Raw genomic sequence first — 17946 nt, 5'->3', positions numbered from 1 at the left:
CTGACCACATCCCTCCTGGTGCCGGTGTTCTTCGTATACTCCGGCCTGAACACCAAGATCGGACTTGTAAATACGCCTTACCTGTGGATGCTGACGCTGGTCGTGCTGCTGGCCGCGACCGTCGGCAAGGGCGTGGCCTGCTACGGCGCCGCGCGCCTGAACGGCGAGTCGCACCGCGAAGCGATGGCGGTAGGTACGCTGATGAATGCGCGCGGACTGATGGAACTGATCATCCTGAACATCGGCCTGCAGCGCGGGATCATCGAGCCGGCCCTGTTTGCGATTATGGTCATGATGGCGATTATTACGACCTTGGTGACGACGCCGGTGTTCGAGCGTATTTACAGTCGCCAGAAGGCGGTGCCGCCCTCGGTCCCGGCTCCTGCCTGATTCACCGTTGCGCGCGGCGCTTTGCGGCCGCGCGCAACAGCGGCATTGAAAACGGCGGACGCGCGGCTACAATAAAAGCGTCACCGTTGGATGAATGCCATGAACACCAGTCTGAAGGGCGCGGCGAAACGCCTGATCTTTTCGCTACTGCTGGCGGCAAGCGCAACCGGATGCGCCGTCTACGCGCCGCCTTATTCCAGTCACGATCCCAACCCTTACGCCTACGGGTATCCGACTTACGTCGGGCCACCCGTCACGCTCGATCTGGGCTTCCGCTTCTACGACCACGGTTTCCACGGAAACCGGCACCATCATGGGTTCCGGGGCGGCCATCACGGATTCAGAGGCCACCATCACGGGTTCAGGGGCCACCATCATGGGTTCCGGGGGAATCAGCACGGGTTCCGCGGCCACCACGGCGGGCGCGGATTCCGAGGCGGGCGTTAAGCGTTCTGCCGGGTGGCCATCTTGCGCTGCCTGGCCCAGTAGCCCATGCCGAGCAGGCCAAGCCACGCCGGTATCATATAGACCGAGATGCGCAGCTCCGGCGTCAGGTACATCACCACCAGGATCGCGGCCAGGAAGGCCAGGCACAGGTAGTCGGCGGCAGGAAAGGCCGGACTTGGGAAGGCGGTCGCCTCGCCGAGTTCGCGCTTGCGGGCGCGGAAGCGCAGGTGGATCCAGCTGATCATCGACCAGTTGATCACCAGCGCCGATACCACGAGGCCCATCAGCACGCCGAAGGCTTCGCCCGGCATGAAGTAGTTCAGGCACACGCAAGCCCCGGTGGCCAGCGCCGATACGCCCAACGCGGCCAGCGGCACGCCGCGTTTGTTCACCGTCAGCAGCGCGCGCGGCGCATTGCCCTGCAGCGCCAGGCCGTACAGCATGCGGCTGTTGGCGTACACGCAGCTGTTGTACACCGACAGGGCCGCCGTCAGCACGACGATATTGAGCACGTTGGCCACCACGTCGCTGTTAAGCGCATGGAAGATCAGCACGAACGGGCTGCCGCCGGTGACCACGTTCTGCCACGGATACAGCGACAGCAGCACGCCCAGCGCGCCGATGTAGAAGATCAGGATGCGGTAGATGGCCTGGTTGGTCGCCTTCGGGATGGTGCGCGACGGATCTTCCGCCTCTGCCGCGGTAATGCCGACCAGCTCCAGCCCGCCGAACGAGAACATGATGACGGCCATCGCCATCACCAGCCCGCCAACGCCGTTGGGGAAGAATCCGCCGTGGCGCCACAGGTTGTCGACGCCTGCCTGCGGCCCTGCCTCGCCGGATGCCAGTAGGTAGACGCCGAAGGCAATCATCGCGACGATGGCGACCACCTTGATGACGGCGAACCAGAATTCCATCTCGCCGAAGGCCTTGACGGTGGCCAGGCTGATGCTGTTGATGACGATGAAGAAGGCCAGCGCCGACGCCCAGGTCGGAATCCACGGCCACCAGTACTGGACGTAGATGCCGACCGCGGTCAGCTCGGCCATGCTGACCAGTATGTACAACACCCAGTAGTTCCAGCCCGATAAAAAGCCTGCGAGCTGGCCGCAGTATTTATCGGCGAAATAGCTGAACGAGCCGGCCACCGGTTCATCGACCACCATCTCGGCCAGCTGGCGCATGATCAGGAAAGCGATCACGCCGGCGATGCCGTAGCCAAGCAGGACCGACGGTCCGGCCAGCTGGATGGTCTGTGCGATGCCCAGGAAAAGGCCGGTGCCGATGGCGCCGCCGAGGGCGATAAGTTGAATGTGACGGCTTTTGAGACCGCGTTTCAGATCGTTGTTACCGGGTGCGGTCATGGGGGTACCTGATTGCCAAAGCCGGTAATTCTAAAGCATGCGGCCCGGTTCCGCCCGCCATGCGTGCGTCAATACGGCGCAAACATGGCGGAACAGCGCATGGCGCTACTCGATGAACAGCGTGGCCGGCATTTCGAGATAGCCGCGGATCGCCTGCACGAACTGGGCCGCGTACATGCCGTCGATGACGCGGTGGTCGAAAGAGCAGGACAGGTTCATCATCTTGCGGGCCACCATGGCGCCGTCGCGGATGACCGGCCGGTCGACGATGCGGTTGACGCCGACGATCGCCACTTCCGGGTGGTTGATCACCGGCGTCGTGACAATGCCGCCAAGCGCTCCGAGGCTGGTGATGGTGATGGTCGATCCCGACAGCTCCTCGCGCGCGGCCTTGCCGCTGCGGGCTGCGTCGGCCAGCCGCGACACTTCGCCGGCGCTGGCCCACGGGTCGCGCGCTTCGGCGTTGCGCACCACGGGCACCATCAGGCCGGCGTCGGTCTGGGTGGCGATGCCGATGTGGACCGGCTGGTAGCGCGCGACAGTGCCGGCGTCGTCGTCGAAGCGCGCGTTGACGTCCGGGTAGCGGCGCACCGACAGCACCACGGCGCGCATCAGCAGCGGCAGCAGGGTCAGTTTCCCCCGCTGCGCGCCCCAGCGCGCGTTCATCTGGACCCGCAGCGCCTCGATTTCGGTAACGTCGACTTCTTCCACATAGGTGAAGTGGGGAATGCGGCGCTTCGCGTCCTGCATTTTCTCGGCGATCCGGCGGCGCATGCCGATCACGGGGACGGCCGTCACCTCGTTCAGCTGCGCGTAGCGGTTGCCCGCACCCGGCGCGATGGGGCGTGTCGCCGCGCCGGGCGCTTGCGCGCCGCGCGACAGGAGAGCATCAAGGTCGGCGTGGGTGATGTGGCGGGCAGGCCCGGTTCCATGCACGCTCTGGAGGTCGATACCGAGGCTGCGGGCGCGCTGGCGCACCGATGGCGAAGCCAGAGGCTTCTCGCCCATCGCCGATGGCGCCGGCGTGGCCGCTGCGGGAGCAAGGGCCGCGGCCGGAGCGGGCGCCTTGACCGGAGCAGGCGCCGGTTCGGAAGCAGGTGCGGGCGCCGGTGCGGGGGCTGGGGCAGCGGCTGGCTGCGGCGCGGGCGCCTGGCCTTCGCCGCCGGTATCGATGCGGATCAGTTCAGCGCCAACCGCCAGCGCCTCGCCCACGCTGCCGCCCAGCGCCACCACCTTGCCTTTGACAGCGGACGGGATCTCGACCGTCGCCTTGTCGGTCATGACGTCGGCCAGCACCTGGTCTTCCTGCACGTCGTCGCCGGGCGCCACGTGCCATCCGACGATCTCGACTTCGGCGATGCCTTCGCCCAGGTCGGGCATCTTGATCACATGAATTGCCATTATGCCGCCTCCATCGCACGTTTGAATGCCGCCCCGACGCGGTCCGGTCCGGGGAAGTAAGCCCATTCCTGCGCGTGCGGATAGGGCGTGTCCCAGCCTGTAACGCGCTCGATCGGCGCTTCCAGGTGGTAGAAGCAGTGTTCCTGCACCAGCGCCACCAGCTCGGCGCCGAAGCCGCTGGTGCGCGTGGCTTCGTGCACCACCACGCAGCGGCCGGTCTTCTTCACCGAGTTGACGATGGTGTCGAGGTCGAGCGGCCAGATGCTGCGCAGGTCGATGATCTCGGCGTCGATGCCGGTCTCAAGGGCCGCCGCTTCGGATACGAACACCATGGTGCCGTAGGTGATCACGGTCAGGTCCTGGCCCGGACGGAATACCGAGGCCGAGTCGAGCGGCACCGTGTAGTAGCCTTCCGGGACTTCGCCCAGCTTGTGCTGCGACCACGGCACCACCGGCTTGTCGTGGTGGCCGTCGAACGGCCCGTTGTACAGGCGCTTGGGTTCGAGGAAGATCACCGGGTCGTCGTTCTCGATGGCGGAGATCAGCAAGCCCTTGGCGTCGTAGGGATTGGACGGCATCACCGTGCGCAGGCCGCAAACGTGGGTGAACATCGCCTCCGGGCTTTGGCTGTGGGTCTGGCCGCCGTAGATGCCGCCGCCGCAAGGCATGCGGATCGTCATCGATGCGGTGAAGTCGCCGGCCGAGCGGTAGCGCAAGCGCGCCGCTTCCGACACGATCTGGTCGGAGGCCGGGTAGAAGTAATCGGCGAACTGGATCTCGACCACCGGGCGCAGCCCGTAGGCCGCCATGCCGACCGCGGTGCCGACGATGCCGCCTTCGGAAATGGGCGCGTCGAACACGCGCGACTTGCCGTACTTGGCCTGCAGGCCGTCGGTGCAGCGAAACACGCCGCCGAAATAGCCCACGTCCTGGCCGTAGATGACGACGTTGTCGTCGCGCGCCAGCATCACGTCCATCGCCGAGCGCAGGGCCTGGATCATGGTCATCGGCACGCCTGCCGGTTCTTTGTCTTGTGCCACGCTCAGACTCCCAGTTGTTGACGTTGGACGCGCAGGTGTTCTGGCATCTCCTTGTAGACGTCCTCGAACATCGACGCCGCGCTCGGGCCGGTGCCATGGCCCAGGGTGCCGTGCGACTCGGCCTCCTTCTGCGCCGCCGCCACTTCGGCTTCCAGCGCCTTGTGGGTGGCGTCGTGCTCTTCGTCCGACCACAGGCCGCGGCTGGTGAGGTGCCGGCGCAGGCGCGCCACCGGGTCGCCCAGCGGGAAGTTGGTCCAGTCGTCGGCCGGGCGGTACTTGGACGGATCGTCCGAGGTCGAATGCGGCCCGGCGCGGTAGGTGACCCACTCGATCAGGGTCGGCCCCAGGTTGCTGCGCGCGCGCTCGGCGGCCCAGCGCGAGGCCGCATACACGGCCAGGAAGTCGTTGCCGTCCACCCGCAGCGAGGCGATGCCGGCGCCGACGCCGCGCGCGGCGAAGGTCACGCTCTCGCCGCCGGCCAGCGCCTGGAAGGTCGAAATCGCCCACTGGTTGTTGACCACATTGAGGATGACAGGCGCCTGGTAGACGTGGGCGAAGGTAAGCGCGGTGGCGAAGTCGGATTCGGCGGTGGCGCCGTCGCCGATCCAGCCGGAGGCGATTTTCGTGTCGCCCTTGATGGCCGAGGCCATGCCCCAGCCTACCGCCTGAACGAACTGGGTGGCGAGGTTGCCGGAGATGGTGAAGAAGCCGGCGCGCCTGACCGAGTACATCACCGGCAGCTGGCGGCCCTTGAGCGGGTCGCATTCATTGGACAGCAGCTGGCAGATCATCTCCTTGAGCGGCACTTCGCGCGCCATCAGGAGGCTTTGCTGGCGGTAGGTCGGGAAGCACATGTCGCCGTCCTGCAGGGCCAGCGCCTGGGCGGTGCCGAGCGCTTCCTCGCCGAGGGAGGTCATGTAGAAGGAGATCTTCTTCTTGCGCTGGGCGATCACCATGCGGGCGTCGAAGATACGCGTCTTCATCATAGTGCGCAGGCCGAAGCGCAGCAGCTCGTCGCTGGCGTCGGGCGCCCATGGGCCGAGCGCGTTGCCGTGCTCGTCGAGCACGCGGATCAGCGCCGAGGCGATCTCGCCGGTTTCGGAAGGCGACACGTCGACCTGCGGGCGCGGCACGGCGCCGGCCGCGCTGACGCGAAGATAGGAAAAATCGGTCTTGCATCCGGGACGGCCGGTGGGCTCCGGAACATGCAAAGACAGAGGCTTACTCTGGCTCATTATTGCTTCCCCTTGGTAAGGTGGTGCGCCAAAAGAATAACAAATTGCGCCGGGCTTGGCATGCAAATTACGCAAGTTTGCATGTTGCACTGCGATATCCGCAGGTGCGAAACCGGCTGCCAGGCGAACCAATCACGCCTTGCGCTTGTCTAGCACTGTAGCGCACCCATGCGCGCGGAGCGTGCACGATCGGCCGCGCCAATCGCTTAGCCAAGGGGAAAAAGAAAATGAAGAAATTGACCGATCTTGTGCCGGTGCTCGCCTGCGCCATGCTGGCTTCGCTGGCGGCCTGTAGCGGCGGTTCGTCAGGCGTGGAGTCCACCCTGGCGACGCCCGCCACGACGCACGCGGAAGTACCGGCGCCCGATCCGGGCGAAGACCCCGAGCCTGTGCCGGTGGCGCCGCCGGCGTTGCCGGGCGACGAAGATGTGCCGGATGTGACCGTGGAGGACGATGGTCCCGGCGGGATGGAGTCGCCCGCCGGGGGCTTCACGCTGGCCGGCTACGCCCCGCCAGTGCAGGAACCCGCGCCGGAGCCGCCCGCCGCCGTCACGCTGGCGCAGGCAGGGGCGAAGACGCTGTACGTGGCGCCGAACGGCTCCGACAGCAATCCCGGTACCGAGGCCAGGCCGCTGCGGACGATCTCGAAGGCATCCAGGCTGGCCGGCCCCGGCACTGCGGTGCTGGTCGCGCCCGGCGTCTACAACGGGGGCTTCCGCACCACTGCGAACGGCAGGGCCGATGCGCGCATCTCGTATATATCAACCAGCAAATGGGGCGCGAAAATCGTGCCCCCGAAGGGCTCGCGAACGAGGGCGGGCTGGGACAACCGCGGCAGCTACGTCGACATCGTCGGCTTCGAGGTGGACGGCAGCAACTACGAGTCGGGCGTGCGCTGGACGCATGGCATCTACAACGGCGGCTCCTACGATGCGATCCGCAACAACCGGGTGCACCATATCGCGCAGGGCATCGGCTGCAACGCCGGCGGCGGCGCCGCGATCGGCATCGACAGCTACTACCACGGCGTACATTCCGACGTAATCTCGAACCTGGTGCACGACATCGGCCCGGCAGGCTGCCACTTCGTGCAGGGCATTTACGTCAGCACCTCGGGCAGCGTGAAGAACAATGTGGTCTACCGCGTGGCCGAAGCAGGCATCCATCTGTGGCACGACGCCAATAACGTGGTCATCACCAACAATACCGTGACGCGCTCGAACACGGGCATCATCGTCGGCGGCGGGAACTTTTATCACACCAGGGGGCCGAACGACCATACAGCCGTGTACAGCAACATCGTGTACGACAACCGGATTGGGATTTCGGAGCAGGGCAGGACGGGGGTGAACAATGCCTACCGCAACAACCTGGTCTACAACAACTCGCGCTACAACTGGAGGCTGAAGAACGGACTGACGCATTCCGGGACGGTCAGTGCGCCGCCGCTGTTCGTGGCGGAATTGCTATCGGGGACGCCGGAGCTGAAGCCTTCCGGGGCCTCGCCGGCAGTCGGCCAGGCGACGCCTGCGCACGCGGCCAGCACCGATTTCGCGGGCCGCTCGCGCAATGCGCGCACCGGCTACGACATCGGCGCCTTCCAGCACTGAGGGAAGGGCGTTCAGTGAACTTCGACGCTGCCGAAGAAACCGTACTGGAGGCTGGCGGCGATGCGGCGCGCCACCACCAGGAATTCCTCGGCCAGCGCCGGGACGAACAGGCGGCGCGCGGCCGCTTCGAACAGGGCCAGCCAGCGCTGGAAATGGTCGGGAACCACGCCGCCGATCGCCATGTGCGTACCGTAGACATTGCCCTTGAATTCATGGGTGGCGAGCATGACGGTGGACCAGAATTCGACCATGCGGCCGAGATGGGCCGTCCAGTTGTCGCCGATGGCCGCGTCGAAAATGGCCAGCAGCTGCGGGTCGCGCCGGACGTCGCCGTAAAACTCGTGGACCAGCTCGCTAATCGCGGCCTTGTTCAGTTCATCGTACATGGTGTCCGGCTCGGGCGTTTAACATGGAAACAAAATACTACATTAATTGCGGCAAACAGGCTAGCCCAATGCTGTCCAGGTCAGGCGGCTTGTTCGCTCTCGCTGCGTGGGTAGAACTTGACCGGCGCCGAGTCCGTCCGTGGCACGGGCAGCACCGACGCCAGGGTCTGGCGGTCGAGCACGTCGAGGTAGGCGCGGGTGGCGTCGGCCAGCACCGGCTTGAGGCCGCAATTGGGGCTCAGCCCGCAGTCGGAGCCACCCGGGGCGAAGCATTCCGCCATGAAGAAGTCGGTTTCGGTGGCGCGCACGATGGCGCCAAGGTTGATCTGCTCGGGTTCCAGCTTCAGGCGCAGGCCGCCGTTGCGTCCGCGCAGGGTCTCGACCACGCCAGTCTGCCCGAGCTGGTACACCACCTTCATCAGGTGGTTCTTGGAAATGCCGTGGAGGTCGGCGATTTCCTGGATGGTCACCAGGCGCTCGCGGTGCATGCCAAGATGCAGCAGGGTGCGCAGGGTGTAGTCGGTGAAGGTGGTCAGTCGCATGCTGGTCGATACTGCGTTCGGTTAACGCCGCATCATACAGCAGCACCGGCCAGCATGCGCGCAGAAAATGTGGTGCCGGTGTTTGAGGCCACCGGACTAACCTGTGGGGCATGCAGGCGCATACCGCCAACGACCCCATGGTAGACCCGAAAAATGACCGGGGAATGACGCCGGTCTAGCCCGCGCGCCTTACGGGCTGCCCAGCAGGTCGTGCGCGTCAAGGATTGCGTAAGCGATGTCCGGATGGCGTTCCAGGCACTTGCGCACGGCTGCCGGAATCGCCTGTCTTGTCTTGCGGCACAGGCCGGGACGCTCCTCGAGCTGGATGGTAAAGCCGCGCACGGTGCGCACGCCGCGCGCGCTGGGCACGATGTTCAGGCCGATGCCCAGCAACTCGCGCATGCGCTCGCCAATGCGCTTGAGGTCGTCGTAGGTGGCGATGCTTTCGATGCGCTCGATCAGTTTCTTTTCTTCCTCGCGGGTCAGGCGCAGCACCCGGATGTCGGCCTGCGGATCGGCCAGCAGGCTGTCGCGGTCGCAGACGCAGGCGCCTGGCGGGCACTCGACCCGGATCGGGAACGGAACAGCTTGAAGCATGGACGTCGCGCCAGGAGTTGGAAAAGGGATTCCTATTCTACATCGGCCAGGCGCGCGCGGACCATGCGGACACGAGCCACATTGCCTTGCCGGCAGCCGGTGCGCGCGCGAAACGGGCGGCGGGGCGGCGCCGAACTGGCTTACACTGATGCTTGTTATTGTGTCCAGCCAGGAGGCTGAAATGGTGCTGAGCGGAGGCTGCTTGTGCGGTGCGGTTCGCTACGAGACGGCGGAGCAGGTCTTCCACGCCACCACCTGCCACTGCCCGACCTGCCGGAGGGCGGCGGGAGCGCCTTGCGTCGCATGGTTCAGCGTGCCGCTGGCCGATTTCAGCATCATCACGGGCACGCCGGCCCAGTACAGGTCGAGCCTGCATGCCACGCGCGGCTTCTGCGCCGAGTGCGGCACTCAGCTGACCTACCAGCATGACGACTATCCGGGCGACATCGACATCACGCTGTGCAGCCTGGACGATCCGGAATCTACCCGCCCGGACGACCACACCTTCGTGCATCACCGGCTGAGCTGGATGGTGACCAGGGACGGGCTGCCCGAATTCCCGCGCAGCCGTGCCGATGGCCGGGACGCAAGCTGAGGAGAATGCATGGACAAGGAGACCGTGACCGAACAGCACCGCTGGCTGCAGCAGCTGGTGGGAAACTGGACGTACGAAGCAACTGCGCAGATGCCCGACGGCCCGTCCGAAGCGCTGACCGGCACCGACCATGTGCGGGCGCTGGGCAATTTCTGGATCGTGGCCGAAGGCGAAGGCAAGATGCCCGGCGAGGGCAGCGCCCAGATGGTGCTGACGATCGGCGGAATATACCCGCGCGCCTTGAATCAGAAGGAATAGACCAGGGTCAGCGAAGTCTGGGTGTCGGTGTTCTTCTTGTTCATCGGCACGTTGGTATCGTTACGGGCCGCGAATGCCGCCTTCATCTGCATGGTGCCGTTGATCTTGGTGCTCAGGGCAGCCTCAGCGATCGAGTGTACGTTGGAGGTGCCGCGTTCGACGCTGACGGTCTGCGAGAACTGTGCCGATGGGCTCAGCCGCCAGCGCATGGCCGCCGCGCCGCGCACGGTAAAGCCGGCTTCCTCTTCGCCGTTGGCACGGGTGCCGCTGAAATAACCCGGACCGACTTCCAGGTCGATGCGCTTGTCGGTTGCATTGTCCCAGCCCCATCCGTGGCCGACCGCCATCGTCGTGTAGGTGGTGTAAGCGCCGAACTTGTCGTCGACGTGGGTGCCGAGCACGAACAGCTTCTTGCCGTCCTCCATCAGCTTGTAGGCTGCCTTGGCCGACAGCGACAGGCGTTCGGCCGATTTGACCGTCACAGTCTGGCCGTTGCTGAGCCGCTTTTCATCTTCCTTGAAGAATCCGGCCGCGATGTACTGGTTGCTCCAGTCCGCCAGTTCCTGGCGCGCGTCGATCTTGCCGGTGACCGAAGTACCGGCCGTGTTACCGGAGGTAGTGATCGCGCCGAGCTCGGCGGATGTGTTCCAGGTCGATGCGTGGGCGTTGTCGCCGGCGCAAGCGCCGCCGTGCACCACGGCCGCGGCCAGCGCGAGTAAGGGGAAGTATTTCATGGACGAATCCGGGCTGCTGTCGGTGTGCAGTATTGTACCCGAACAACTTGCCAAAACGCGCACCGGCATGCGAATTGGATCGCCTCATCCTGCTGTCAACACACGCTAACTGTCAATATAGCTGGGCCAACGCTGCTTATCTTTACCGACGCGCGACCACGGCGCGAACCGGCATATTGCTGTCGAGGAGCATCAATGTGCGGCGGGCCTGTTGCATTGTGAGGACGTCGCGCGCCAGCGCTCGCCCGGGTGGCTGCAGCTTGGCGTAGGTCGATGCGCGCATGCGCGGGGCCGGCGGCAGCGCCTTGATCTGGTAGCCGTCGGGTGCACTGCGGGCCGCAGCGGACAAGGGCTCGGCCGGCACCGCTGCCGGGGCAGGGGAGCTCGACAGGAGAACTTCCTCGGCGCCGCTGTCGCACTGACGGTCGGTCAGCGTAACGTGGCCTTCGTCGTCAGTACATCTGACGATGTCGGTGCCGGCGAAAGTGCTTGATGCGAATACCAGTCCGGCGATGATGATGGTATGGCTGACAGCGCGGCTGTTCATGATTGGCTCCCGTGTGCGTTGCATACCATTCTGCGCGCCACCAGGTGCCCCCTCTGTTCGTTACTTCACGCTGTCATCCTTACAAGTTTTCACAGCGGCTTGTCTGTACGTAGGACGCGGCTGACGCCGTGTCGGACCACGCCGGGACAAGCCCTGCTTCACGCGCCGACATAGGCGTATTTGAAGGTGAACGCGGCCGCAATGACCCACACGATGGGTTTCACTTCGCGCGCGCGGCCGGTGCATAGCTTGAGCGCCGCGTAGGTAATGAAACCGAAGGCGATGCCGTGTGCGATCGAGTAGGTAAAGGGAATAGCCAGCGCGCAGATCGCGGCAGGCACCGCTTCGGTGGTCTCGTTCCATTCGATATGTTCGCCGATGTCTCGCCATCATCAGCGCAGCAACGAAAGAGCAGCGCCGGCGCGGTGCGTAGGCGGGCACCACGCCGGTCAAGCGGCGATGAACAGCATGGCCAGGAACAGCTCACGACCACCACAGGCGTCAGGGCCGTGCGCCCGCCGGCCTGCACGCGGCTGATTTCGATGAAGGCGCTTGGTGCTCGACGTGACCGTCCCGACCGGCCACCAGATGGCGGCGCTTGTTCGGCCAGCAGTCGCGTCGGTTGAGCGCGTCCATCTTGCCCTCGACCAGCAGGCCGGCTGCGCCTTGGCCACGTCCATCATGGGTTGCCGGGGCGTCGAACAGTTTCAACTCAGGAAGAATACCAAACACCACGTTCAGGATGCGACCCCGATAGGCGCCTTGACTCAGGCTGGGCAAGGTTGGCGCGAGCGACGGCGGCGCGGACACGATGCCCTTGAAGGTATTGCCGCCGAAGAAGAAGCTGGCGGCCGTCACGGCCAGCATGCCGATCAGGATGGCGCCGCGCACGCGCAGGCGGTCGAGCGTGACGATCAGCAGGAAGCCGAGGATGGCCATGATGGCGGGCGCTGCATGCAGGTCGCCGGCGGTGACCATGGTGGCCGGATTGGCGACCACGATGCCCGCGCCCTTGAGCGCGATGAGCCCGAGGAACAGGCCGATGCCGGCGGTGATGGCGGTGCGCAGCGAGTGCGGGATGCCATTGACGATCATTGCGCGCAAGCCGAAAACGCTGACCAGGATGAACAGGCAACCCGAAATAAACACGGCCCCGAGGGCGGTCTGCCAGGGAATGCCCATGCCCAACACGACGGTGTAGGCGAAGTAGGCGTTCAGGCCCATGCCCGGCGCCGTCGCGATCGGATAGTTGGCATACAGGCCCATCATCATGCTGCCGATCGCGGCCGCCAGGCAGGTCGCGACGAACACCGCATCCTTGGGCACGCCGGCATCGCCGAGAATCGATGGATTGACGAAGATGATGTAGGCCATCGTCAGGAAGGTGGTCAGTCCCGCCAGTACCTCGGTGCGTACGTCGGTGCCGCTTTCGCGCAGCTTGAAATAGTTGTTCAGAAATGACACCTTGCTCTCCTGGTCTGATTGCGCGGCTGCGGCTTGCGCCTTGCCGTGTTATCAATATCATACGCCGATGCATGGATATACGGATGAGTACACCAGTCGCGCGACGCCTGCCGATTTGATAACATGGCGGATCGACACTCCACCAGGTACAGCCATGCCCAAGAACAAGCGCCCCGTTCCACGCAAGTCCGCCCAGAAAGCGGCTCCAGTCGATGAGGACGACGCACTGGCGCAGGCGATGGCCGACCTCGCGCTCGACGCTGCCATGCCAGAGGACGATGATGCCGCCGCCGCTCAACTGAAGGAAGAAGAGCTGAACCGCATGGTGCTCAACGCGCTGCGCAAGAAGAACGACGCGGTGTTGTACGACGCCATCGAGCGCGCCCGGTTCACCGACGTCCCGGCCTACCAGCTGCTGCGCTCCATGGTCGAGGATGCAAGCGGCGTGGTGTTCGTGCACCGCGAAGGCGCCCCGGACATGGAGATCAATGCCTTCGCGGTGCCGGTGTTCGTACACTGCACCGGCGGGCTGAAGGAAACGGAAGCGTTCAATGATCCCGAGGCCTTCGATGCACTGGTCGACAGTTTCACCAAGGCGGGCCTGGAAAGCCCTGACGCGAAAGTGATGCTGGTGGCGCACGCCTACGATCCGGCCGAAGCCAGCCGCATTACCTATTGCCAACTGAACGACATCGTGCGCGGCGTTTACGCGTCGATGACGGCGAAGAAGCTAGTGGCGGTGCCCGCCTTGGAAACGAGCATCACTGGCTGGACGCCGTGCGATGCGGCGCCGGAAGACCCGACCGTGGAACTCCGTTTCCTGCTGGGCTTTGCACTGAAGCGAGCCGATGATCCGTTCTGCGCTGTGCCGGAGGACGAGGCCGCCGCCGAAGCCTGGTTCGATGCGCGCATGGAACGTTATCGCGCATGGACGGAGGACGCCGCGCCGCTGGTGCGCCGCTGCTTGGCCGCGGACCCGGAAGGTATCGAACTGAGTTTCCTGTACCAGGACCTGGTATTCGGGGCAATGGCGCATGGCTTCGACGAACTGGCGACGCTGCGCATGATGAGTCAGCTGAACCAGGCGCTGGAAGACAGCGGCACCGCGCCGCAGGACGCCAGCGCGCGCGTGGTGCCAGCGGCGGGGGGCGATGATCTGGTGCTGCGCATTACGTTGACGGGAGCTGGCGGAAACGTGTTGACGAACGTGGAGAAGCCGCTCGATGTCGATGCCGTGCTTGAGGCCGAAGTCGAAGATGTGCGCGATGCGCTGGGCGCGATCGGGATTGCGGTGGTAGCCGGGAAAGACGCATTGAGTTGACCCAAGGAGGACTAATGTCCGTTTTCGTTAAGGGTTGTCCGATGTCGGCCGCTTCCACAGACCTGAATTGATGCGCGCAAGCGTTCCCGGCCGGCGTTGGGCAAGCCCCGAAGGAGGAAACCGCGGGAAGTTTAGTTGTCGTCAGCCTTTGTCATAGGCTATGGCGATTTGACCGGCGCCGTTGGCTGGGAAGGTGCCAGTTGGAGCGGGCGAGTTGGCATCGATGGCGTATATAAGACCTGAAACGGTCACGGGGGGCGTCGCCTGTTCGGTGGTTAATCGATTGAAATTGAGACGCTGCGGCAGGACAGGCAAAGGAGCTCCGCATCGGTTTTGGCCGACGGTCGACGCGCTTGTGGCGCAAGCCTATGTTGTCGTTGTCGCTCATGGAGGTGCTCCCTGGTGCCGTGCTGGTGCCTGAATTGCTTTGATCGGCAAGAAGATGGCGGTGATCGCCATCGGCGCGCCGCAGTGCCGGCAAATGAACATCGTCGAATTGCGCTCGACAGGCTGTGTGTCGACGGCGGGCGCCGGGACGCGCAGTAATGCGCGCGCCCTGGCCAGGTTGGCCTTGCGTCCCGCGTTGGCGAACAGCCCGTAGTGCCGGATCCGGTGGAAGCCGCTGGGCAGGACATGCAGCAGGAACCGGCGCATGAACTCGTCGGCGCCGAGCGTCATCGTCTTGTGCATCTGATCCTTGGCACGGTAGTCCTTCCAACGAAATGTCACGCCGCGCTCGTCCATGGCGACAAGCCGCCGGTTCGAGATTGCGACTCGATGCGTGTAGCGGGACAGGTAGGCCAGCACCGCCTCGGGCCCGGCGAACGGACGTTTGGCGTAGACCACCCACTCGCAACGCCGCAGCGGCGCCATCCAGCGCGCGAAGGCGGTCGGTTCCGTCAGTGCCGCATGCTCGCCGAGGAAACGTAACTGGCCGGCGCGATGGGCCGCGCCCAGCGCTTCGAGGAAGCGCCGCCGGAACAAGCGCGAGAGCACGCGCACCGGCAGGAAGAATCCCCGCCTGCAGGCGACCCAGCGCTCGCCGTCCTGCGACAGGCCGCCGCCGGGGACGATGCCGTGCACATGGGGATGGTGGGTCAGCGCCGAACCCCACGTGTGCAGCACCAGTGTGGCGCCGATGCGCGCGCCCAGGTGCTTGGGATCTGCGGCGATGGTACACAGCGTCTGCGCCGCGAGCTCGAACAGCAGTCGGTAGAGTACGCTTTTGTTGTGCCAGGCGAGCGCGGCGACCGTCGCCGGCAGGGTGAAGACGACATGATAGTACTCGACCGGCAGCAATTCGTTGCGGCGCGCTTCAAGCCAGCGGCGCGCGGCGCCGGCCTGGCACTTCGGGCAGTGGCGATTGCGGCAGGAGTTGTAGGCGATGTCGACGTGTTCGCAGGTGTCGCAGCGCAGCGCGTGCCCGCCCAGCGCCGCGCTGCGACACTGCTCGATGGCCGACATGACCTTGAGCTGGCCCAGGCTCAGGTGTCCGCGTTGGGCTTGTCGCCAGGCCGGACCGTGGGCGCGGAAGATGTCCGCGACCTCCAGGTCGGGGTGCTCCATGGCGCCCCCTATGCCGGCTGCAAGGTGTCGAGCGGGCTGATTACTTCGCGCAATAGATCGGTGGCGACCTGGGCGTACAGCGCGGTCGTGTCGAGCCGCTTGTGGCCGAGCAGGGTCTGGATCACCCGGATGTCGACCTTCTGCTCCAGCAGATGGGTGGCGAAGCTGTGGCGCAAGATGTGCATGGACACGCGCTTGTCGATGCGCGCCAGGTCGGCGGCGGCGTGGATGGCGCGGTTCAGCTGCCGTACGCCGAGCGGGTCGACGGGATTCTGTCCGGGGAACAACCAGCCGCCGTGCAGGATCTTGCCTTCGGCACGTGCCGTCCTCCACCAGGCACGCAGGCAGTCGAGCAGCGCCGGCGACAGCATGGCGTACCGGTCCTTGTGCCCCTTGCCTTGTTCCACGCGCAAGACCATGCGCCCGCTGTCGACATCGGTCACCTTGAGCCCGACCACTTCGCTTGCGCGCAGGCCGGCGCCGTAGGCGACCGACAATGCCGCCCGGTACTTGGGACTGCACGCCGAGGCGATCAGGCGCGCGGCTTCGTCCCGACTGAGCACTTGGGGAAGTTTGCGGGGAACCGGTACGGGATGCATCCTGGCCATCAGTTCGGGATGGTGGACGGTGACTTCGAAAAAGAACTTCAATCCGGTGATCGTCACGTTCAGGGCGTTCGACGTGAAGCCTTGTTCGACCAGGTGCAATTGGAACAAGCGCAGATCCTCGCTCGTGGCGGTGTCGGGCGGGCGGCCCAGGAAGGCGGCCAGCCGCCGCACGTGCAGCAGGTAGGCCGATTGGGTCTTGGGTGCGAGCTTGCGCATCCGCATGTCGTCGATCATGCGTTGGCGCAGCGGGGTGATGGCTTGAGTCATGATGCTGCTCCTGTTGGAATGAGGCCGATTGCCTCATTAACCAACATAGGAAACAGTTTAGAATTGCATCAGAAACCCCTGTCGACGACGACCCGCCGGCAGCGCCGAAGCCCAACTACCGCGCGAGCGGTTTAGTCCATCGGCCAGGAACGGACGTTTGCATTAAAGCTAAACATCAGAGGGGTAACATGGAGCGCCGTTCGTACCGTGTCGTTGAGGGCTTCGAAAGAGGAACGGTAGCCGCGTTCGATGAGATTATCGAGCTGAACGGGCGCAGACCAATTCAGGTGAAAATCACAAGACCAGATGGCGCCGCCTTCGATGCAGTTGCATTCAGTGAACGGTTGCTTATGCGAGTGACAACGATCATAGAAAAATCTGCCCTGTTGCTACAAGACATCCACAAAGATGCTGTGCCAATCGGTTCAATAATAACTTTGCGTTGAAACGACCTCCCGGGGATAGGTCGCACAGCGCCCCTGAACAGCGGCGTTTTGGCATCGCAATATGAACAACTGCAACCAGGTCAGGATAAAAAATGAACAAGAATCTGCGTGCATCCACTGTCATCGCGATGGCGCTATGTCTTTCAGCTTGCGACAGTGTACAACCCGGGCCAAAGATCATCGATGCCGACGGAGATTCATATCTCGCGTGCTCAGGACTTGTTTGGGTCGATAAAACTAGTGGCACGTTTTCCAGCGACACTGTTTTCAAAGTGAGCTTTACGGACTCCGGCAACATGAAACACACCCTATGGGGCATAAAAAAGGTAAGCTGCAGAGATCCACCAGGCCATGAACTTTGCCCCACTACCGCTCTCGTTTACATACCTGATCCAAAGGTGTGTCGGATGTTAGATGGCAAGCCATTCGTAAATGGAATATTTTATTCGTGGCCCGATGGCTCAAAGGCTGGAACTGGGTTGGCGACAAATGGAAACCAGTGAAGATTTTTCTTTCTAAAGAGTCTGCAAGTATAACCTGGTGCGTTACGTTTATTGACTCAAGCTTTACCCGGACAGCTTCATGTAGGGTCAAAAATCTAGCTCGGGCCGCTCCCGCAATGGGCTGGATTTGACCAAAGCCTGCCTTTTGTTCATTATAGCTAAACTAAGGAGCACACTTACCTATGTCAGTTGGAGATGGCTTTTCTATCCGCAGTGCTCATAAGCATTGTTGCCCTTTATGCGGCAACCAAAGACGATGGGAACTGGAAGCGGTTATTGTCAAGTGGCGTCTGAGCATTGCCAGTTACGCAACCCTAGCAGTCTTGGCACTTGGGATCTTGGATCTACAAAGTGCTTTACGAAAGAAAGGCCCACTGCGCAGGAGAACTTCGAAGGATTGAAACTAAGTTCAACCACCAGCCCGATGTTCCGGTTCCTAAAGGGTGAACCGAGTCGCAAAGCACAGCACGAAGTCGGTGGGTTCGACGCGGCACTCGTGGTTTAGCGCAGCCGGAGGACGCTGTGGTTGCTGGTGCAGTTTCGCGGGGGAAAGTCAGACCACATTACCTTATTGTCAAATGAACGCAGATTGTGACCCCATACCTTCTCGGCTTTCTCAATAGGT

At 63.9% G+C, this 17946-nt stretch carries 19 protein-coding genes and 1 pseudogene; 8 read left to right on the top strand and 12 right to left on the bottom strand.

The annotated features are described in order from the left end of the window. Positions 1 to 390: cation:proton antiporter (locus D3872_RS00820; protein ID WP_182915630.1), on the top strand; the 390-nt coding region annotated here is incomplete at its 5' end. Between the two features lie 99 nt (positions 391 to 489). Then, positions 490 to 837, top strand: a complete 348-nt coding sequence (locus D3872_RS00815) for a hypothetical protein (RefSeq protein WP_182915629.1) — start codon at positions 490 to 492, stop codon at positions 835 to 837. Here the strand turns inward: D3872_RS00815 and D3872_RS00810 are convergent. The 4 genes from D3872_RS00810 to D3872_RS00795 form a co-directional block, all read right to left on the bottom strand. Then, positions 834 to 2201: an amino acid permease gene (locus D3872_RS00810; RefSeq protein WP_119809015.1), complete on the bottom strand. Its 1368-nt coding sequence runs from the start codon at positions 2199 to 2201 to the stop codon at positions 834 to 836. The genes D3872_RS00815 and D3872_RS00810 overlap by 4 nt on opposite strands. A 105-nt stretch (positions 2202 to 2306) precedes the next feature. Further along, on the bottom strand, positions 2307 to 3602 hold the full coding sequence (locus D3872_RS00805) for a dihydrolipoamide acetyltransferase family protein (protein WP_119809014.1): 1296 nt from the start codon (positions 3600 to 3602) through the stop codon (positions 2307 to 2309). Next, positions 3602 to 4609 (bottom strand): alpha-ketoacid dehydrogenase subunit beta, encoded by a 1008-nt coding sequence (locus D3872_RS00800; RefSeq protein ID WP_119809013.1) that lies wholly within the window; start codon positions 4607 to 4609, stop codon positions 3602 to 3604. The genes D3872_RS00805 and D3872_RS00800 overlap by 1 nt, the downstream gene beginning before the upstream one ends. A 35-nt stretch (positions 4610 to 4644) precedes the next feature. After that, on the bottom strand, positions 4645 to 5877 hold the full coding sequence (locus tag D3872_RS00795; RefSeq protein ID WP_119809012.1) for a 3-methyl-2-oxobutanoate dehydrogenase (2-methylpropanoyl-transferring) subunit alpha: 1233 nt from the start codon (positions 5875 to 5877) through the stop codon (positions 4645 to 4647). Positions 5878 to 6104: 227 nt separating this feature from the next. On the opposite strand from D3872_RS00795, the gene D3872_RS00790 reads away from it, so the two are divergent. After that, positions 6105 to 7487, top strand: coding sequence for a DUF1565 domain-containing protein (locus tag D3872_RS00790; protein WP_119809011.1), 1383 nt, complete (start codon positions 6105 to 6107; stop codon positions 7485 to 7487). Positions 7488 to 7498: 11 nt separating this feature from the next. Here the strand turns inward: D3872_RS00790 and D3872_RS00785 are convergent, their stop codons facing one another. The 3 genes from D3872_RS00785 to D3872_RS00775 form a co-directional block, all read right to left on the bottom strand. Beyond that, positions 7499 to 7873 carry a group III truncated hemoglobin gene (locus D3872_RS00785; protein ID WP_119809010.1) on the bottom strand — a complete coding sequence of 125 codons (375 nt, stop codon included), beginning with the start codon at positions 7871 to 7873 and terminating at the stop codon, positions 7499 to 7501. Between the two features lie 80 nt (positions 7874 to 7953). After that, positions 7954 to 8415 carry an RrF2 family transcriptional regulator gene (locus D3872_RS00780; protein WP_119809009.1) on the bottom strand — a complete coding sequence of 154 codons (462 nt, stop codon included), beginning with the start codon at positions 8413 to 8415 and terminating at the stop codon, positions 7954 to 7956. A gap of 189 nt (positions 8416 to 8604) precedes the next feature. Next, entirely contained in the window at positions 8605 to 9012 is a 408-nt protein-coding gene (locus tag D3872_RS00775; protein WP_119809008.1) for a hypothetical protein, read from the bottom strand. Between the two features lie 181 nt (positions 9013 to 9193). Here D3872_RS00775 and D3872_RS00770 point away from each other — a divergent pair, with 181 nt between their 5' ends. After that, positions 9194 to 9607 carry a GFA family protein gene (locus D3872_RS00770; RefSeq protein WP_119809007.1) on the top strand — a complete coding sequence of 138 codons (414 nt, stop codon included), beginning with the start codon at positions 9194 to 9196 and terminating at the stop codon, positions 9605 to 9607. Positions 9608 to 9616: 9 nt separating this feature from the next. Next, positions 9617 to 9865, top strand: a complete 249-nt coding sequence (locus D3872_RS00765) for a DUF1579 family protein (RefSeq protein WP_119809006.1) — start codon at positions 9617 to 9619, stop codon at positions 9863 to 9865. On the opposite strand, the gene D3872_RS00760 is transcribed toward D3872_RS00765, so the two are convergent. The 3 genes and pseudogenes from D3872_RS00760 to D3872_RS00750 form a co-directional block, all read right to left on the bottom strand. Then, entirely contained in the window at positions 9853 to 10599 is a 747-nt protein-coding gene (locus tag D3872_RS00760; RefSeq protein WP_119809005.1) for a DUF481 domain-containing protein, read from the bottom strand. The genes D3872_RS00765 and D3872_RS00760 overlap by 13 nt on opposite strands. Before the next feature lie 142 nt (positions 10600 to 10741). Next, positions 10742 to 11146: a DUF4124 domain-containing protein gene (locus D3872_RS00755; protein ID WP_182915628.1), complete on the bottom strand. Its 405-nt coding sequence runs from the start codon at positions 11144 to 11146 to the stop codon at positions 10742 to 10744. Positions 11147 to 11304: 158 nt separating this feature from the next. Next, positions 11305 to 12610: pseudogene (locus D3872_RS00750) on the bottom strand (NCS2 family permease). Positions 12611 to 12764: 154 nt separating this feature from the next. On the opposite strand from D3872_RS00750, the gene D3872_RS00745 reads away from it, so the two are divergent. Further along, a complete protein-coding gene (locus tag D3872_RS00745) occupies positions 12765 to 13931 on the top strand; it encodes a hypothetical protein (protein WP_119809003.1) in 1167 nt (388 codons plus the stop codon). A gap of 384 nt (positions 13932 to 14315) precedes the next feature. Here D3872_RS00745 and D3872_RS00740 read toward each other — a convergent pair whose 3' ends face one another. Both D3872_RS00740 and D3872_RS00735 read right to left on the bottom strand, forming a co-directional pair. Next, positions 14316 to 15497 carry an IS91 family transposase gene (locus D3872_RS00740; protein WP_119809002.1) on the bottom strand — a complete coding sequence of 394 codons (1182 nt, stop codon included), beginning with the start codon at positions 15495 to 15497 and terminating at the stop codon, positions 14316 to 14318. A gap of 8 nt (positions 15498 to 15505) precedes the next feature. Next, positions 15506 to 16372 (bottom strand): tyrosine-type recombinase/integrase, encoded by an 867-nt coding sequence (locus tag D3872_RS00735; protein WP_119809001.1) that lies wholly within the window; start codon positions 16370 to 16372, stop codon positions 15506 to 15508. A 188-nt stretch (positions 16373 to 16560) separates the two neighbouring features. Here D3872_RS00735 and D3872_RS00730 point away from each other — a divergent pair, with 188 nt between their 5' ends. Both D3872_RS00730 and D3872_RS25140 read left to right on the top strand, forming a co-directional pair. Further along, on the top strand, positions 16561 to 16818 hold the full coding sequence (locus D3872_RS00730; RefSeq protein WP_119809000.1) for a hypothetical protein: 258 nt from the start codon (positions 16561 to 16563) through the stop codon (positions 16816 to 16818). Positions 16819 to 16910: 92 nt separating this feature from the next. Beyond that, entirely contained in the window at positions 16911 to 17321 is a 411-nt protein-coding gene (locus D3872_RS25140; RefSeq protein WP_147373751.1) for a hypothetical protein, read from the top strand. The last annotated feature ends 625 nt before the right edge of the window (positions 17322 to 17946 follow it).

The organism is Massilia cavernae (assembly GCF_003590855.1).
GTDB classification, from domain to species: domain Bacteria; phylum Pseudomonadota; class Gammaproteobacteria; order Burkholderiales; family Burkholderiaceae_D; genus Telluria_A; species Telluria_A cavernae.
This window is presented reverse-complemented; position numbering and strand designations above follow the sequence as displayed.

What these genes read in the sequence shown, in the direction of transcription:
- D3872_RS00815 (WP_182915629.1), top strand. Translation starts at nt 490, where the DNA reads ATGAACACCAGTCTGAAGGGCGCGGCGAAACGCCTGATCTTTTCGCTA.
- D3872_RS00810 (WP_119809015.1), bottom strand. Translation starts at nt 2,201, where the DNA reads ATGACCGCACCCGGTAACAACGATCTGAAACGCGGTCTCAAAAGCCGT.
- D3872_RS00805 (WP_119809014.1), bottom strand. Translation starts at nt 3,602, where the DNA reads ATGGCAATTCATGTGATCAAGATGCCCGACCTGGGCGAAGGCATCGCC.
- D3872_RS00800 (WP_119809013.1), bottom strand. Translation starts at nt 4,609, where the DNA reads ATGACCATGATCCAGGCCCTGCGCTCGGCGATGGACGTGATGCTGGCG.
- D3872_RS00795 (WP_119809012.1), bottom strand. Translation starts at nt 5,877, where the DNA reads ATGAGCCAGAGTAAGCCTCTGTCTTTGCATGTTCCGGAGCCCACCGGC.
- D3872_RS00790 (WP_119809011.1), top strand. Translation starts at nt 6,105, where the DNA reads ATGAAGAAATTGACCGATCTTGTGCCGGTGCTCGCCTGCGCCATGCTG.
- D3872_RS00785 (WP_119809010.1), bottom strand. Translation starts at nt 7,873, where the DNA reads ATGTACGATGAACTGAACAAGGCCGCGATTAGCGAGCTGGTCCACGAG.
- D3872_RS00780 (WP_119809009.1), bottom strand. Translation starts at nt 8,415, where the DNA reads ATGCGACTGACCACCTTCACCGACTACACCCTGCGCACCCTGCTGCAT.
- D3872_RS00775 (WP_119809008.1), bottom strand. Translation starts at nt 9,012, where the DNA reads ATGCTTCAAGCTGTTCCGTTCCCGATCCGGGTCGAGTGCCCGCCAGGC.
- D3872_RS00770 (WP_119809007.1), top strand. Translation starts at nt 9,194, where the DNA reads ATGGTGCTGAGCGGAGGCTGCTTGTGCGGTGCGGTTCGCTACGAGACG.
- D3872_RS00765 (WP_119809006.1), top strand. Translation starts at nt 9,617, where the DNA reads ATGGACAAGGAGACCGTGACCGAACAGCACCGCTGGCTGCAGCAGCTG.
- D3872_RS00760 (WP_119809005.1), bottom strand. Translation starts at nt 10,599, where the DNA reads ATGAAATACTTCCCCTTACTCGCGCTGGCCGCGGCCGTGGTGCACGGC.
- D3872_RS00755 (WP_182915628.1), bottom strand. Translation starts at nt 11,146, where the DNA reads ATGAACAGCCGCGCTGTCAGCCATACCATCATCATCGCCGGACTGGTA.
- D3872_RS00745 (WP_119809003.1), top strand. Translation starts at nt 12,765, where the DNA reads ATGCCCAAGAACAAGCGCCCCGTTCCACGCAAGTCCGCCCAGAAAGCG.
- D3872_RS00740 (WP_119809002.1), bottom strand. Translation starts at nt 15,497, where the DNA reads ATGGAGCACCCCGACCTGGAGGTCGCGGACATCTTCCGCGCCCACGGT.
- D3872_RS00735 (WP_119809001.1), bottom strand. Translation starts at nt 16,372, where the DNA reads ATGACTCAAGCCATCACCCCGCTGCGCCAACGCATGATCGACGACATG.
- D3872_RS00730 (WP_119809000.1), top strand. Translation starts at nt 16,561, where the DNA reads ATGGAGCGCCGTTCGTACCGTGTCGTTGAGGGCTTCGAAAGAGGAACG.
- D3872_RS25140 (WP_147373751.1), top strand. Translation starts at nt 16,911, where the DNA reads ATGAACAAGAATCTGCGTGCATCCACTGTCATCGCGATGGCGCTATGT.